Origin of the sequence: Streptomyces sp. NPDC090994, assembly GCF_044768905.1 — a bacterium.
Taxonomy (GTDB): domain Bacteria; phylum Actinomycetota; class Actinomycetes; order Streptomycetales; family Streptomycetaceae; genus Streptomyces.
Genome location: NZ_JBIVWS010000005.1, coordinates 119,693 through 133,541, shown reverse-complemented (window position 1 = coordinate 133,541; position 13,849 = coordinate 119,693). Strand labels below are relative to the sequence as shown.

13 protein-coding genes are annotated in these 13,849 nt (G+C 77.3%); 4 read left to right on the top strand and 9 right to left on the bottom strand.

Annotated elements, in window-relative coordinates; all coding sequences use genetic code 11:
* Window positions 1–18 precede the first annotated feature (18 nt).
* The 8 genes from ACIQR3_RS13440 to ACIQR3_RS13405 are packed head-to-tail and all read right to left on the bottom strand — an operon-like array spanning window position 19 to window position 9,504.
* Window positions 19–1,122, bottom strand: a complete 1,104-nt coding sequence (locus ACIQR3_RS13440; protein ID WP_403537976.1) for a GNAT family N-acetyltransferase — start codon at window positions 1,120–1,122, stop codon at window positions 19–21.
* The gene (locus tag ACIQR3_RS13435) at window positions 1,119–1,841 is read right to left on the bottom strand and encodes a lipopolysaccharide biosynthesis protein (protein ID WP_403537975.1); all 723 of its coding nucleotides are present in this window, start codon (window positions 1,839–1,841) and stop codon (window positions 1,119–1,121) included. The genes ACIQR3_RS13440 and ACIQR3_RS13435 overlap by 4 nt, the downstream gene beginning before the upstream one ends.
* Window positions 1,838–2,989: a glycosyltransferase gene (locus tag ACIQR3_RS13430; RefSeq protein ID WP_403538437.1), complete on the bottom strand. Its 1,152-nt coding sequence runs from the start codon at window positions 2,987–2,989 to the stop codon at window positions 1,838–1,840. The genes ACIQR3_RS13435 and ACIQR3_RS13430 overlap by 4 nt, the downstream gene beginning before the upstream one ends.
* Window positions 2,990–2,999: 10 nt before the next feature.
* Complete coding sequence (locus ACIQR3_RS13425) at window positions 3,000–3,689, bottom strand: polysaccharide deacetylase family protein (RefSeq protein WP_403538435.1); 690 nt, start codon at window positions 3,687–3,689, stop codon at window positions 3,000–3,002.
* 49 nt (window positions 3,690–3,738) lie between these two features.
* Entirely contained in the window at window positions 3,739–5,448 is a 1,710-nt protein-coding gene (locus ACIQR3_RS13420) for a lipid II flippase MurJ (RefSeq protein WP_403537973.1), read from the bottom strand.
* Window positions 5,445–6,809, bottom strand: coding sequence for an O-antigen ligase family protein (locus ACIQR3_RS13415; protein WP_403537972.1), 1,365 nt, complete (start codon window positions 6,807–6,809; stop codon window positions 5,445–5,447). Before ACIQR3_RS13415 ends, ACIQR3_RS13420 begins: the two co-directional genes overlap by 4 nt.
* A 5-nt stretch (window positions 6,810–6,814) precedes the next feature.
* Window positions 6,815–8,323, bottom strand: a complete 1,509-nt coding sequence (locus ACIQR3_RS13410; RefSeq protein WP_403537971.1) for a sugar transferase — start codon at window positions 8,321–8,323, stop codon at window positions 6,815–6,817.
* The gene (locus ACIQR3_RS13405) at window positions 8,320–9,504 is read right to left on the bottom strand and encodes a glycosyltransferase (RefSeq protein ID WP_403537969.1); all 1,185 of its coding nucleotides are present in this window, start codon (window positions 9,502–9,504) and stop codon (window positions 8,320–8,322) included. The genes ACIQR3_RS13410 and ACIQR3_RS13405 overlap by 4 nt, the downstream gene beginning before the upstream one ends.
* A gap of 347 nt (window positions 9,505–9,851) precedes the next feature.
* Between ACIQR3_RS13405 and ACIQR3_RS13400 the strand changes: the two genes are divergently transcribed.
* The 4 genes from ACIQR3_RS13400 to ACIQR3_RS13385 all read left to right on the top strand — a co-directional run bounded on the left by ACIQR3_RS13400 (window position 9,852) and on the right by ACIQR3_RS13385 (window position 12,674).
* The gene (locus tag ACIQR3_RS13400) at window positions 9,852–10,091 is read left to right on the top strand and encodes a chaplin (protein WP_403537967.1); all 240 of its coding nucleotides are present in this window, start codon (window positions 9,852–9,854) and stop codon (window positions 10,089–10,091) included.
* Window positions 10,092–10,405: 314 nt separating this feature from the next.
* Entirely contained in the window at window positions 10,406–11,098 is a 693-nt protein-coding gene (locus tag ACIQR3_RS13395) for a hypothetical protein (RefSeq protein WP_403537966.1), read from the top strand.
* A gap of 156 nt (window positions 11,099–11,254) precedes the next feature.
* On the top strand, window positions 11,255–11,824 hold the full coding sequence (locus ACIQR3_RS13390) for a tyrosinase family oxidase copper chaperone (protein WP_403537964.1): 570 nt from the start codon (window positions 11,255–11,257) through the stop codon (window positions 11,822–11,824).
* Window positions 11,808–12,674: a tyrosinase family protein gene (locus tag ACIQR3_RS13385; RefSeq protein ID WP_403537963.1), complete on the top strand. Its 867-nt coding sequence runs from the start codon at window positions 11,808–11,810 to the stop codon at window positions 12,672–12,674. The genes ACIQR3_RS13390 and ACIQR3_RS13385 overlap by 17 nt, the downstream gene beginning before the upstream one ends.
* Window positions 12,675–12,701: 27 nt before the next feature.
* Here the strand turns inward: ACIQR3_RS13385 and ACIQR3_RS13380 are convergent, their stop codons facing one another.
* A complete protein-coding gene (locus ACIQR3_RS13380; protein ID WP_403537961.1) occupies window positions 12,702–13,661 on the bottom strand; it encodes a D-2-hydroxyacid dehydrogenase family protein in 960 nt (319 codons plus the stop codon).
* Window positions 13,662–13,849: the final 188 nt, after the last annotated feature.

Here is a 13,849-nt window from a genome sequence, read left to right as displayed (position 1 = left end):
AGCCGGCGGCGGGCCCGGTCAGGTCCCGCCGCCACCGTCGCGCTCCTTCCAGCGCCGCCGCAGCTCCCTGCCCCGCCGCCGCGCGGCGACGTCGCCCAGCGTCGCCGCCAGCAGCGGGGCGGTGTGCCACCGGGCCAGCAGCAGCCGCTGGTTGACCACCGGCCGCGGACGCCAGTGGTGCTTGTACGGCTCGTTGCCGCGCAGCAGGCTCAGCGCGCCCTCCGGCCCGGGCGGCAGATGGCCGGTGCACGCGTCCAGCAGCATCACCGCCACGTCCGCCTTCCGCTCCCGCAGCCGGGGGTGGGCGCCGTACAGGTAACCGCCCGTCAGCCGCCGACCCAGCAGGGTGACGTCGACGGCCACCACCTCGTCGTCGAGCCGGAACTCGGTGACCACCGCGTCCCCGGCCCGCACCATCGGCCCCACCGACCGCACCAGATGGTCCCGGAACCGGGCCCGCAGGTGCTCGCCCGTCACCTGCCGGCCCTGCCACTGCAACCGGTGCAGCTCCAGCAGCCGGCGCAGGGCGGCCTCCGCCTCCTCGGGGAGCACGGTCCGGCTCTTGACGCCGAGCGCGTCGAGCCTGCGCAGCTTGGCGCGGACCCGCTGCTGGGCCTTGGCCGAGGGCAGCCGGGCGGTCAGTGCGGCCAGCGGCAGGGCGGGCAGTTCCAGACAGAGCGAGTCGTCGACGCGGCGGCGGGGGCCGCGCCAGCGCTCGTAGACCCGTTCGGCGGCGCCGCCGGGCCGCACCTCGCGCAGGTCGACCAGCGCGGTGCCCGCCGCCGCGGACAGCCCCTCGGCCAGCGCGGACGCCGCCCAGGGGCCGTGCCGGTCGTCCAGGAGGACGTCGCCGTAGTCCGAGATCGCCCCGCCCAGCGGCACCAGCGCCGGGACCGGACCCCGTACCCGCATCAGCGGTGCGGCGCCGACCAGGTCCCGGCCGTCGCGGGCCAGCACCAGCCGCAGCCGGCCGGGCCGGCCGTACGACAGCCACCAGGAGTGCAGCCAGGCGTGGCTCTGGAACGGGGTCGCCGCCGCACACCGCCGGTACAGCCGCGTCCAGTCGGCGGCCAGGGCGGCGAAGTCCCGCTCGTCGGTGACCAGCTCGGTCGTGTACGTCACAGCGGGGTGCGGACGTCGGCGGCGGGAGCGGGGCTGGGCACCGGGGCGGCCGGTTCCGGCCCCGCCGCTTCCCGGCGGGGCCGGACCAGCAGCGCCAGCCCGCCCAGCAGCCCGCCCGCGCTCGCGCCGACCAGGCCGGTCAGGGCGGGGGACGCGGTGGAGGGCGCGGTGGGCGCGGTGGCCCGGGCCAGCTGGCGGAGGGTCACGTGGGTGGCGTCCGCGGCGGTGCCCGCGTGCCGGGTCAGGGCGCGGGCGACGGCGTCGGCCATGTCGACGGCCCGGCCGGGGCGGTCGGCGGTGGCGCTGACGGAGACCATCGGGGCGTCCGGCGAGGTGGCCGTCCGCACACCGTTCTCGAGCGTCGCCACCGGCACGCCCGCCCACACCTGCGCGTCCCCGAGCACCGCGAGCTGCGTGGCGACCCGGCCGTACGCCTGCGCGAAGCCCAGCGCCGCCGCCGGGTCCGCCCCCTCGGCGGGGACGGCGACGACGTAACTGGTCGCCGTGTACTGCGGCGTCCGCGCCAGCCCGTATCCGCCGCCCGCCAGCCCTCCGAGGAGGACACCGGCGGCGAGGAGGGACCAGGGGGGCAGGGCGCGGGCGCGGGTGAGGAGAGGGGGTCTGTTCGTGGTCCTGGTCCTCTTCGTGGTGTGGGCTTCGGTCTCGGTCTCGCTTTTGGTTTTGGTGTGGGCTTCGGTCTCGGGCACGGTTTCGGTCATACGGCGGTGACTCCCTCGGGTACCGGGGACAACGGGTGCGTGAGCACCCCGGCGTACACGTCCATCAGCCGGGCGGCGCTGCGGCCGACGCAGTAGTGCCGGGCGGCGTCCGGGGCGGTGCGGGGGCCGGGGCCGGCCGCGCGGGCCCCGGCGAGGGCGGCGGCGAACTCCGCGACGCCGCCCGGCACCCGGTGGGCCCCGGGGGCGGTGTGCGGGGGCAGGTCCTCCAGCGCGGGGCAGGAGGCGTACCGCACCGGCAGCCCCGACGCCAGGCCCTCCACGACCGCGAGGCCGAACGCCTCCTCCGGGGACGGCGAGGCCAGCACGTCCATCGCGGAGGTCAGCGCGGGCAGGTCGGGGCCGGGGGAGCCGTCGGGGACGCCGGGGCGTTCGCCGGTCAGCAGGACGCGGTCGGTGACGCCCGCCTCGTGGGCGACGCGGCGCAGCACGTGCTCCTCGGGGCCGCCGCCGACCAGCAGCAGCCAGCAGTCCTCCGGGAGCAGGGCCAGCGCCCGCACCAGTACGTCGAACCGCTTGCCCGGCGTCAGCCGGCCGATGCCGCCGACGACGTAGGCGCCGTCCGGCAGGCCGAGGCGGCGGCGGGTGCGGTGCCGGGCGACGGGGTCGAAGCGGAAGCGTTCCAGGTCGACGCCGTTGGGCACGACCTCGATGCGGGACGGGGGCACGCCCCAGCGGCGCAGCCGGCCGGCGACGGTGTCGGACACGGCGACCGTGGTGCTGCCGAGGCGTTCACCGGCCAGGTACAGGGCGCGCACCCCGGGGGTGAGCCGGCGGCCCTCCATCAGGGTGTCCCCGAGGGAGTGCTCGGTGGCCACGACGGCCCGGACGCCGGCCAGGCGCGCGGCCAGCCGGCCGTAGAGGCAGGCGCGGTACAGGTGGGTGTGGACCAGGTCGTAGCCGCCGGCGCGGATCAGGCGGGTCAGCCGGGGCAGCGCGCTCAGGTCGCGGTTGCCGGTCATGCCGAGGTGGACGACGCGCACGCCGTCGGCCGTCAGCCCGTGGGCGACCGGGCCCGGGTCGGTGAGGGTCACGACGTCGCAGCGCAGCGGGAGGTGACGCAGCAGCAGCCGCAGCTGCTGTTCGGCGCCGCCCACGCCGAGGCCGGTGATGATGTGCAGCACCTTGATGCCGGACATGTCAGACCCCCGCCACGGGGCGCCGCCGCAACCGGTGCAGCCGGGTCTTCAGCAGCATCCGTACGGCCGTGTCGCGCTGCCCGACGTGCACCCGGGGCAGGGCGTACGGGCCGGTCAGCGGGCCGGGGTCGATGGCGCAGGCGTAGCCGTACCCGGCGGCGCGGACGGCCTCGACGGCACGGGCGTCGACGGTGCCGTACGGGTAGCAGAAGCCGGTCACCACCGTGCCGGTCAGCTCCGTGAGCCGGGCCCTGCTGCCGGCGGTCTCGGCCGCCAGCGTGGCGTCGTCGGCCGTGGTGAGGTCGACGTGGGTGAGGCCGTGCGAGCCGATCTCCACGCCCTCGGCGGCGGCGCGGCGGATGCCGTCGGCGTCCAGCAGCGGCTTGCGGGGGCCGAGCGGGTCCCAGGCGTTGTCGCCGCCGAGCCGTCCCGGCAGGACGAACAGGGTGGCGCCGCAGCCCCAGCGGCGCAGGCACGGCAGGGCGTGCTCGGTGAAGTCGGCGTACCCGTCGTCGAAGGTCAGCGCGATCAGGCCGCGGGCCGCGCCGCGCGCCCGCGCGGCCAGCAGGTCGGCCACGGACACGCCGCGCAGCCCGCGCCGCCGCAGCCAGCCGAGCTGGGCGTCCAGCCGGGCGGGCGTGACCGTGATGCGGTACGGGTCGTCCGAGGGGTCGCCGACCGAGTGGTACATCGCCACCCACGGCACGGGACCGGTCCGGGCACCCGCGCGGGCGGGGACGTCAACGGAACCTACGGAGCCTACGGAACCTACGGAAGCGGAAGCAGCCATGACGGAGCCTTCGGAGGAGGGAGCGGGAGACGGAACGGACGGTGGCGGTGGCGGGGGCGACGCCCTGGACGCCCAGGGCCCGGCCGAGCAGCAGGTACGTGCCGGCGACGGCCAGCGCGCCGGCGGCGAGGGCGGGCGCGGGACGGTCGCAGCGGGCCGCGGCGGACAGGCCCGCGACGGTCGCCGCCCCGGCCGCCAGCGCCGGACGGGCCAGGTCGGCCAGGACCCGCCGGACGCGGACGGGGACGCCGCGCGGGCCCGTTCCGGCGAGCAGCAGGGCGGCGGTCACGGTGATCCCGGCGGCGTTGGCGGCGGCGATGCCGCGTACGCCCCAGGCGGCGACGCCGGCCGCGCCGATGACGGCGGTGGCGGTGACGCCCACGGCCATCGCGCCCAGCGGGTACCAGCTGGCGCGGCCGGCCCCGAAGTAGGAGCGGGCCAGCGCGCCCACCACGGTCTGGCCGAGCAGCCCGAGGGCGTACACCCGCATCACGCCCGCGGTCGCCGCCGTGTCCCCGGCGGTGAACGCGCCGCGCTGGAACAGCAGCTGCACGATCTGCGGGGCGCAGGCCACCACCGTCGCCGCGCCGAGCAGCACCAGCGCGGCGGCCACGGCCACGTCCCGTTCCACCCGGTCCCGGGCCCGTACGACGTCGCCGTCGGCCAGCGCCCGCGCCACCACCGGGAAGGTGACCGTGCACAGCATCAGCGACAGGGTCATCGGGATCTGCGCCACCTTCTGCGCGTAGTTCAGGTGCGAGATCGCCCCGGCGGGCAGCCCGGAGGCGAGGAACCGTTCGATGAGCACCTGCGACTGCCGGCACAGCGCGAACAGCAGGACGGTGGCGAACAGCGCCGTGACCAGCGGCCGTACGCCGTCGGCGGCGCCGGACGCCGGCCGGGGCGGCTCCCCCTCGCGCTCCCGCAGCCGCCGCACCAGCGAGGGCACCTGCGCCGCGACCATCAGGCAGCCGCCCACCGCCACCCCGGCCGCCGCCGAGCGCACCCCCCAGACCCCGCCGAGCAGGAACATCGTGGCGATGATGCCGGTGTTGTAGGCGACGTAGATCGCCGCCGGGACCAGGAACCGCCGGTGCGCCCGCAGGGCCGCGCTGCAGTAGCCGGCCAGGCCGAAGCTCAGGACGCAGGTCGCGGTCAGGCGGGTGCAGTCGACGGCCAGGGCGGGGTCGGTCAGGCCGGGTGCCAGGACCCGGACCAGCGCGGGAGCGGCCACGGCGACCAGCGCGCCGGCCGCGGCGAAGGCCAGGGCCAGCCGGGGCAGGGTCGCGGCGACGAGCGCCCGGACCGGGTCGCCGGGGGCACCCCGGGCGCGCCGGGCCAGGGCCAGGCTGAACATCGGGACCAGCGCGAAGGCGAGCCCGTCCTCGATGAGCAGGGTCGCCGCGAACTCCGGTACGGTCCACGCCACCAGGAACGCGTCGGTCCCGCTGCCCGCCCCGAACAGCCGGGCCAGCGCCTGGTCCCGGGCCAGCCCGAGCACCGACCCGGCCACCGACAGCACGGCGGTCACGGCGGCGGCCCGCGCGAGGAACCCCCGCGACCCCCGCCCGGTCCCCGTCGCGCCGTCCGTCCCTGGCGGTGCCTCGGGTGCCGCCGTACCCGCCACCGTCCCCCCGTCCCGCACCGGCGTGGACGTCATCGCCCGGACCCCTCCCCGGCGCGCGCGGCCAGCGCCCAGTGGGCCGCGAGGCCGAGGCACACCGCCGTCAGCACCGTCGACGGGCCGCCGATGTCGGCGTACACGAAGTCGGTGAGCTGCCACACCAGCAGCCCGCACCCGATCAGCCCGCAGTCGAGCCCCGCCGGGCCCGCACCCCCTGCCCGTCCCGCTCGCCCCGCTCGCCCCGCCCGCCCGGCACGCCGCACCGCGCGCAGCCGGCGCAGGCCCAGGACGAGGAGCGCCAGCCAGCTCCCGGCCAGCGCGACCAGCCCGATGAGGCCCTGTTCGGCGAGGACGAGGAGGTACATGTTGTGCGGGGACAGCAGCGGCTGCCGGACGTATGCGGCGCCCGCGCCGCCGGTCTCGCTGCCCGAGGACAGCGCCAGCGAGGCGTGCGTGTCCCGGTGGGCGGGGAAGCCCTTGAGGCCGACGCCGGTCAGCGGCCGCTCACGCCACATGTCAACGGCCGCCGCCCACATGGTGTACCGGTCGGTCACCGACTGGTCGGGCGCGTCGGCGACCCGGGTGATGCTTCCCACCCGCTCCTGGAGCATCGCCGTACCGACCCCGAACCCGCCGACCAGCACCACGCCCGCCGCGGCGACGGCAGCGCCCAGCGCCACCGCCCGCCGCGCCCCGGCCAGCAGCGCCTGCGCCGCGCAGGTCACCGCCGTGGCGATCCACGCCCCCCGGCTGAAGGACAGCGCGAGCGGCAGCAGCAGCGCCACCGCGCACCCGGCCGCCAGCACCCGGTGCCGCACCGGACCGCTGCGGCCCAGCGCCAGCCCCGTCGCGCACACCAGCCCCAGCGACACCACGGTCGCCATCCCCATCACGTCCTGCGCCCCGAACGTCCCCACCGCCCGGACCTGTTCGCCCTGGTACGAGGCCCCGGTCCCGGTGACGTACTGGTGCGTGCCGACCGCCCCCTGCCACAGCGCGAGCCCCACCACCGTCCAGGCGAGCAGCCGTACGTCGCCCCGGCCCCGGACCAGCAGCAGCACGGCGGCCGGCACGAGCACGAAGACCTGGAGGCAGCGCCCGAGCCCCGCGAGCTGCCCCGCCGGCGCCCCGGCGGCGCACACCGCGGCGAGCGCCAGCGCCGGCACCGGCAGCCCCAGCACCACGGCCGCCGTACGGGACAGGGGGCGCCGCCGCTCCCGCAGCAGGCGGACCGCGCAGTACAGCACCACCAGCGCGGAGAGGACGTCGGCCGGGTGCGCGCCGCCCTCGCCCGCGTCCACGGGCAGGGCGAGCAGCGCGATCACGGCGGCCACGGCCGTCGCCGGCGGCAGGTGCCGTACGCGGGCCGTCGCGGTCCGGGGCAGGGCGAGGCTCACGTCGGTCAGCTCCCCGTGGGGCGCAGCAGCGCCACGGCCGTGCGCAGCAGGATGCAGACGTCCTGCCACAGCGACCAGGTGTCGATGTACGCGTTGTCGTAGCGGGCCCGGTCCTCGATGGAGGTGTCCCCGCGCAGCCCGTGCACCTGCGCGAGGCCGGTGATCCCGGCCGGCATCCGGTGGCGGGCGGCGTAGCCCGGGTAAGTCTGGCTGAACCGGTCGACGAAGTAGGGCCGTTCGGGACGCGGGCCGACCAGGCTCATGTCGCCCCGGAAGACGTTCCACAGCTGGAGCAGTTCGTCCAGCGAGGTCCGCCGCAGGAAGCGGCACAGCCACGGCATCCGGCGTTCGTCGGCCACGCTCCACCGGGTCGCCGACTCGTGCTCGTCCACCGGGCGGTGGGTGCGGAACTTCAGCAGTGTGAAGGGCCGGCCGCCCTGCCCGACCCGCTGCTGCCGGAACACCACCCCCGGCCCGCCGCTGACCCGCAGCGCCGCCGCGCACGCCAGCAGCACCGGGCCGGCCAGCAGCAGCAGCGCCCCGGACACCACCACGTCCAGCGCCCGCTTGCCGAACCCCGGCCGGGCCGGCCCGGTCAGGAGCCGCCGGCAGGGGAACCCGGCGATCTCCTCCCGGCCGGCGCCCGCCGGGCGGCCGCCGTCGACCTCCCACACCGCGCACCCCGCCTCGGCCAGCGCCCGCAGCAGCGCGTCCTGCCGGGTCCGGGCGACGGGGTCGACGACCAGCACGTCCCGGACGCCGTTCTGCACGACCGCCCGGTGCGCCTCCTCGCCGGTGGTCAGCACGGGCAGCCCGGAGCCGCCGTCCGGCACGTCCCGGACGCCGCCGCGCCCCACCGCCCCGTGCGCCTCCTCGCCGGTGGCCGGCACGGGCAGCCCGGGGCCGCCGCCGTCCGGGCCGTCGGCCACCACGCCGACCGGCCGCACCCCGCACCGCGCGTCGCGCAGCACGGCGGCGGCCACCCGCCGGGCGGTCGCGGCGGGCCCGACGACGAGCGCCGCGTGCGGACGCCGGCGCAGCGCGCGGCGCCGCCACCGGTGCACCAGCCCCCGGCCCGCACAGCTCGCCGCCGACTGCGCCGCGCAGCCCAGCAGCAGGGCGCCGGCGGACAGCGCGTGCCCCGGCGCGTACGCCGCGATCAGCGCGGCCGACGCCAGCCAGGCCGTCGCGATCCGGGCGCACACGGCGGGCAGTTCGTCCAGGACGCCCGGCAGCCGCCGGGGCGGCGGCGGACGCAGCAGCAGGGCGGCGGCGACCAGCAGGGCCGCGAGCGGCGCCCGCACCGGGACGCCGGTGAGGGCGAGCGCGCCCACCAGCGCCGCCGCGCCGTCCGCGAGGAGCAGCGGCAGCGCCGGGCCGGGCCGGGCCACCGGGCGTCCGGCGGGCAGCCGGGGGCCCGGGGCGCCGGGGCGCGGCGGCAGAACCGGGACGGGGGACCTGCCGAGGTCCCGCGGCTCGCCGGTGGGGACGGGGACGGTGCTTTCCGCGGTCACGAGTGGACGGACTCCCTGTGCTCGGTGGGCTCGGCGACCGGCCGGACGGCTGCCGGTGAGCCGCCGAGCAGCGCCCGGTACACCGCCGTGTGGGCCGCGGCCGTACGGCGGACGTCGTGGGCGGAGACCACGTGGGCGCGGCCCCGCAGGCCCAGCCGGGCGCGCACCGCCGGGTCCGGCAGCAGCGCGGTCACGGCGCCGGCCAGCGCGGCGGGGTCCTCCGGCGGCACCAGGCAGTGCGGTACGAGCGCGGACGGCAGCCCCTCCCGGGCGCCGTCCACGTCCGTCACCACCACCGGCCGCGCACAGGCCATCGCCTCCAGCGGCGCCAGCGCCATGCCCTCCCAGCGGGACGGCAGGACGACCAGATCGGCGGCCCGGTACCAGGGCGCCGCGTCCGGCACGCCGCCCGCGAACAGCACGGAGGCGGGCGCCGAGGCGGCCAGCCGGGCCCGGTCCGGTCCGTCGCCGACCAGGACGAGCCGGGCGCCGGGCACCCGTTCGACCACCCGCCGCCACGCCGCCAGCAGCACGTCCTGCCCCTTCTGCCGGCACAGCCGCCCCACGCACACCACCAGCGGCGCGTCGGCGGCGACGCCGGGCAGCAGCCGGGGCCGTACGGCGGCGGCGGGCGCGGGCCGGAAACGGTCGGTGTCGACCCCGTTGGGGATCACCGCCCAGCGCGCCCGGACCCCGGCCCGCACCCCGCGCAGCCGCTCCGCCTCGCTCACGCACACCACCCGTGCCGCCCAGCGCGCCCCCCACCGCTCCCAGCCGCGGGCCAGGGCCGCCGCGCTGCCGCCGACCGCCTCGAACGACCAGGCGTGCGGCTGGAACACGGTCGGGATCCGCCCCCGCACGGCCAGCCGCCCGGCCAGCCCCGCCTTCGCGCTGTGCGCGTGCACCAGGTCCGGCCGCACCTCGGCGACCGTCCGCGCCACCCGCCGCACCTCCGGCCCGAGCGACGCACCCGGCGCCCGCGTCGCCGGCCAGTGCCGTACGTCCGCGCCGAGCGCCCCGAGGGCGGCCGCCAGCGGACCGTCCGGGCAGGCGGCCACGACCTCCAGGCCGGCGGCGAGCTGAGCGCGGGTCAGGTCGGTCAGCGCGCGGGCGACGCCGCCGTCCACGGGCTGGACGAGGTGGAGGACCCGCGGCTGAGGGACGGTCGGTGACTGGTGCATGCGCGGCTTCCTCGCTCACGGGTGGCGCTCGGGACGGGCGCGAACGTGCCGCACCTCGGTGCGCCGGTCTGGACGCCCGCTTCGGCGTACGCCGTGTCAGGCCGGCCGGCGGGCCCGGAGACCCGCTGACCACCGACCGGGTCCGGCCGCCGGTGCGTCGGACGGCGTGGACTCTAGTCGTTATCCGTACGAATCCGATGAAACCGGTCATAGGTGTCGGACGGTATGAAGGGGGTGGTCGGGGGAGATCACTCCATCGGCCGCACACCCCGGGCAGGGACCGCGCGTTGACACTGCACCGGGCACCCGCCCGGGCGCACGTGTGTCACATCAAGGAGCGCCTCTCCATGTCGCGTATCGCGAAGGGCCTGGCCCTGACCACCGTCGCCGCCGCCTCGGTGGCGGGCGGTACCGGTGTCGCCGCCGCCGACGCCGGCGCGCACGGCACCGCCTCGCACTCCCACGGCGGGTCGTCGGGCGACGTCGTCCAGGTCCCGATCTACGCGCCGGTCAACATCTGCGGCAACACCATCGACGTCGTCGGGGTGCTGAGCCCGTCGTTCGGCAACAAGTGCAAGAACGGCTGACGCCGGCCCCGACGCCGCCCCGGCCGTCCGCACGCGGTTCCTCCTCCGCGTACGGGCGGCCGGTTCGCGTTTCTCGCGAGCCGTGAGCAGTTGTCGCTTCGCCGCGTCGCCGTCGTCCCGCGTGCGACGCGGCGCTGCCTCGAATGGGGGGTGCGTCACCCGGCCCGGTGACGGCCCCCGACACGCGCGCCGACCAGGGACGACGCGACACCTCCCGGGATCGGCCGGGCACGTGGAGTAGGTGCCCGGTTGCAGCGCGCCATGGGCGATTCCACGGTGGGCACAACATCCGACGCACACCGAAAGGAACCCCCATGCGTCTGCCCGCTCGACGAATCGCCACCTCCGCGCTCTGCGCCACCTTCCTGCTGGGCCTCACCGGCCCGGCGGCGATGGCCGCCGAAGGCGAGTCGGCCCGGGAGCACGCCCGGTCGGCGCCTCGGGCGCCCCTGCCCAACATGGAGACCCTGCGCGCCCAGGCCGGCGACATCGGCCTCCTGGGCGACACCCTCAGCCCCGTCGCCGGTCTGCTGAACGCCGTGCTCAAGGCCGACGACGGCCGGCTCACCCAGGCCGAGGCGGACCAGCACGCCAACGCGGTCAGGGAAGCCCTCGCCCAGGCGGAGGCGACCCGCACCAGCACGCCGGGCACCAACGCGTCGGCCGGCACCGCCCAGAACAGCGCCGCCGACCCGGTGACACTGCCGGCCGGTTCCGCCGCCGACGCGCAGGCCCCGGAGGCCGACCTCACCACCCACGCCCTCAAGGACCTGCAGAAGCGGGTCGACACCCTGGTCGAGGCGGTCACCAAGGCCGGCAGCGAGCAGGTCCGCCCGGCCGCCGACAACGTGGTGACCGGCGTGGTCAACATCCTCACCGCCACGCTGTCCGGCGGCCGGATGCCCGCCCCGGACCTGGCCGGCCTCCAGGCCACGCCGAAGGCCCCGGGCGAGGCGCAGCAGAGCGCCGCGCGCCCGGCGACGGAGGGTGCCGCCGCCAGGCCGTGACCCGCGTCCGCGTCCCGCCCGTTGTGCCGGCCCTTCCTGGCCGGCACAACGGCTTTCGGCCGCCCTCCCCGGACCCGCCCCGCCCGCCCCGCGGTGACCACCAGGCCCCTCGGCCGGTTATCGGAACGGATCACCGGACCGGACGAGGAGCGACCCATGGCCGTCACCGCACCCGAAGCGCCGAACGGAACCCCGGGGGACCCGGAGCGGAGAGCGACCGCCGGGACGGCCCCACCGGACGCCGCCACCCCCGCCACCCGCCGGAACGTCGTCCGCCGGCTGCTCGCCCCGGCCGCACTCGCCGTGACCCTCACCCCCGCGGCGGTGGCGGCCGTGTCCGCGCCCACCCCGTCGCCGCCCTCCCGAGCCGGAACCACCCGCCCGGCCCACGGCACCGACGGCCCCGCCTTCGACGAGACCTACCGGGGCCGCCGTATCCAAGGCTTCCGCGACCACCGCGACCACCGCGACTCTCGTGGCCATGAGACCGCCCCCGAAGACCACGCGGCCGTCGGCGCGGACACGTGGCACGTGACCGTGGACGGCCGCCCCCTGCACCTCCTGCGCCGCGCCGACGGCACCTGGCTCACCATGGTCGACCACTACCGCTCGTACCCGACCCCCCTGGACGCGGCCCGCGCCGCGGTCGACGAACTCGGCCCCGGCCGCCACCTTCGGGAGCCGGGCCACCACCACACGGGGAGCGGTCATGGCGTACACGCGTAAGGACGTCAGCACCCTCACCCGCTCGGAGCGGCAACGGTTCGTCAAGGCGCTGCTGGAACTGAAACGCCGCGGGGAGTACGACGAGTTCGTGCGCCTCCACATCGACTTCTACGTCTCCGACGGAGAGAACCGCCTGCGTACGGCCCACATGGCCCCCTCCTTCCTGCCCTGGCACCGCAAGTTCGTGCTGGAACTGGAACGGGCGCTGCGCCGGGTGGACGCGTCGGTGTCGGTGCCGTACTGGGACTGGACGAAGGACCGCTCCGCCACTTCCGCGCCCTGGACCGCCGACCTCCTCGGCGGCACCGGCCGCGCCTCCGACCAGCGGGTCGTCACCGGTCCGTTCGCCCACGCGGAGGGCAACTGGACGCTGCGGGAGAACGTCACCGACACCGACTTCCTCACCCGGGACCTCGGCCGCCGCCGCGCCCCGATCGAGTTGCCGACCGCCGGCGACCTGGAGTGGGCCCTGAAGGACCCGGTCTACGACACCGCGCCCTGGAACTCCACGGTGGGCAAGGGATTCCGCAACAAGCTGGAAGGCTGGGGATCCGGCCGCGGCAGCGTCTCCTGGCGCAATCACAACCGGGTGCACCGCTGGGTCGGCGGGGCGATGCTCGGCGGCGCCTCCGTCAACGACCCGGTGTTCTGGCTGGTGCACGCCTTCCTCGACCTCCAGTGGGACCGCTGGCGGCGACGCCACCGCGGCGCCCGCTACCAGCCCGCGAAGCCGCCCGGCCGGGACAGCGACCAGCACGGCCGGGTCGTCGCCCGGCACGAGAAACTGCCGCCGTGGGACGTGACGCCGGACGAGCTGGAGGACCTCGGCGCGATCTACCGGTACGCCTGACGGCCCCGGGGGGGCGGAGGCCGTACGTCAGGGCAGGCGGCGTACGGGGGAGCCGTCGAGGTAGGCCCGGACGGCCTCGACGGCCTGGCCGTAGTAGGTGGCGTAGTTGGCGCGGGTGACATAGCCGAGGTGGGGCGTCGCCAGCAGTCGCGGCGCGGTGCGCATCGGGTGGCCGGCGGGCAGCGGCTCGATGTCGAAGACGTCGACACCCGCGCCCGCGATCCGGCCCTCGCGCAGGGCGGCGAGCAGGGCGTCCTGGTCGACGATGGCCGCGCGCGAGGTGTTGACCAGGTACGCGGTCGGCTTCAGCAGCGCCAGTTCGGCCGCGCCGAGCAGCCCCCGGGTGCGGTCGCCGAGCGCCAGGTGGACCGAGACGAAGTCGCTCTCCGCGAGCAGCGCTTCCTTGGAGGGGGCGAGGTCGACGCCCACCTCGTCGGCGCGGTCCCGGGTGAGGTTCTGGCTCCACGCGCTCACCTGCATGCCGAAGGCGAGGCCGACCCGGGCGACCCGGCTGCCGATCTTCCCGAGGCCGAGCAGCCCGAGGCGGCGGCCGTGCAGGTCGGCGCCGACGGTCGCCTGCCAGGGGCCGCCCGCGCGCAGCCCCGCGCTCTCCTCGACGACGCCCCGGGCCAAACCCAGCAGCAGGGCCCAGGTCAGCTCGACCGGCGGCGTGGACGAGGAGGCCGTACCGCACACGGTGACGCCGTGCGCCTCGGCCGCGGCGTAGTCGATGACGCTGTTGCGCATCCCGGAGGCGACGATCAGCTTCAGCCGGGGCAGACGGGCGATCAGGGAGCCGGGGAAGGGCACGCGTTCGCGCAGGGTGACCACGACGTCGATGTCGGCGAGCGCCGCGGCGAGGGCGTCCTCGCCGTCGATGTGGGTGTCGAAGACGACGACCTCGACGTCGTCGTGGACCGGCGACCAGTCGGCGACCTCGGTCGCCACCCGCTGGAAATCGTCCAGGACGGCACAGCGCAGACGCACCTCGTTCGGTCCTTCCTCCTCGCCTCTCGCCATCCTCGCACGGCCGGCGCACGGGGACGCGGGCCGTGCCGCGACGCACGGAAGCGGCCCCGGGTGTGGAAACCCGGGGCCGCTCGGTCCTCAGTGAGCAGCCGGCCCGCCTTGTCCTGTCGGCACCGGTGGGTACCTCAGGACCGCTCGGGAAGCCG

Bases quoted from the DNA above. Each gene is read 5' to 3' on its own strand.
- ACIQR3_RS13435 (WP_403537975.1), bottom strand. From the start codon at position 1,841: ATGACCGAAACCGTGCCCGAGACCGAAGCCCACACCAAAACCAAAAGC.
- ACIQR3_RS13425 (WP_403538435.1), bottom strand. From the start codon at position 3,689: ATGTACCACTCGGTCGGCGACCCCTCGGACGACCCGTACCGCATCACG.
- ACIQR3_RS13420 (WP_403537973.1), bottom strand. From the start codon at position 5,448: ATGACGTCCACGCCGGTGCGGGACGGGGGGACGGTGGCGGGTACGGCG.
- ACIQR3_RS13405 (WP_403537969.1), bottom strand. From the start codon at position 9,504: ATGCACCAGTCACCGACCGTCCCTCAGCCGCGGGTCCTCCACCTCGTC.
- ACIQR3_RS13400 (WP_403537967.1), top strand. From the start codon at position 9,852: ATGTCGCGTATCGCGAAGGGCCTGGCCCTGACCACCGTCGCCGCCGCC.
- ACIQR3_RS13395 (WP_403537966.1), top strand. From the start codon at position 10,406: ATGCGTCTGCCCGCTCGACGAATCGCCACCTCCGCGCTCTGCGCCACC.
- ACIQR3_RS13390 (WP_403537964.1), top strand. From the start codon at position 11,255: ATGGCCGTCACCGCACCCGAAGCGCCGAACGGAACCCCGGGGGACCCG.
- ACIQR3_RS13385 (WP_403537963.1), top strand. From the start codon at position 11,808: ATGGCGTACACGCGTAAGGACGTCAGCACCCTCACCCGCTCGGAGCGG.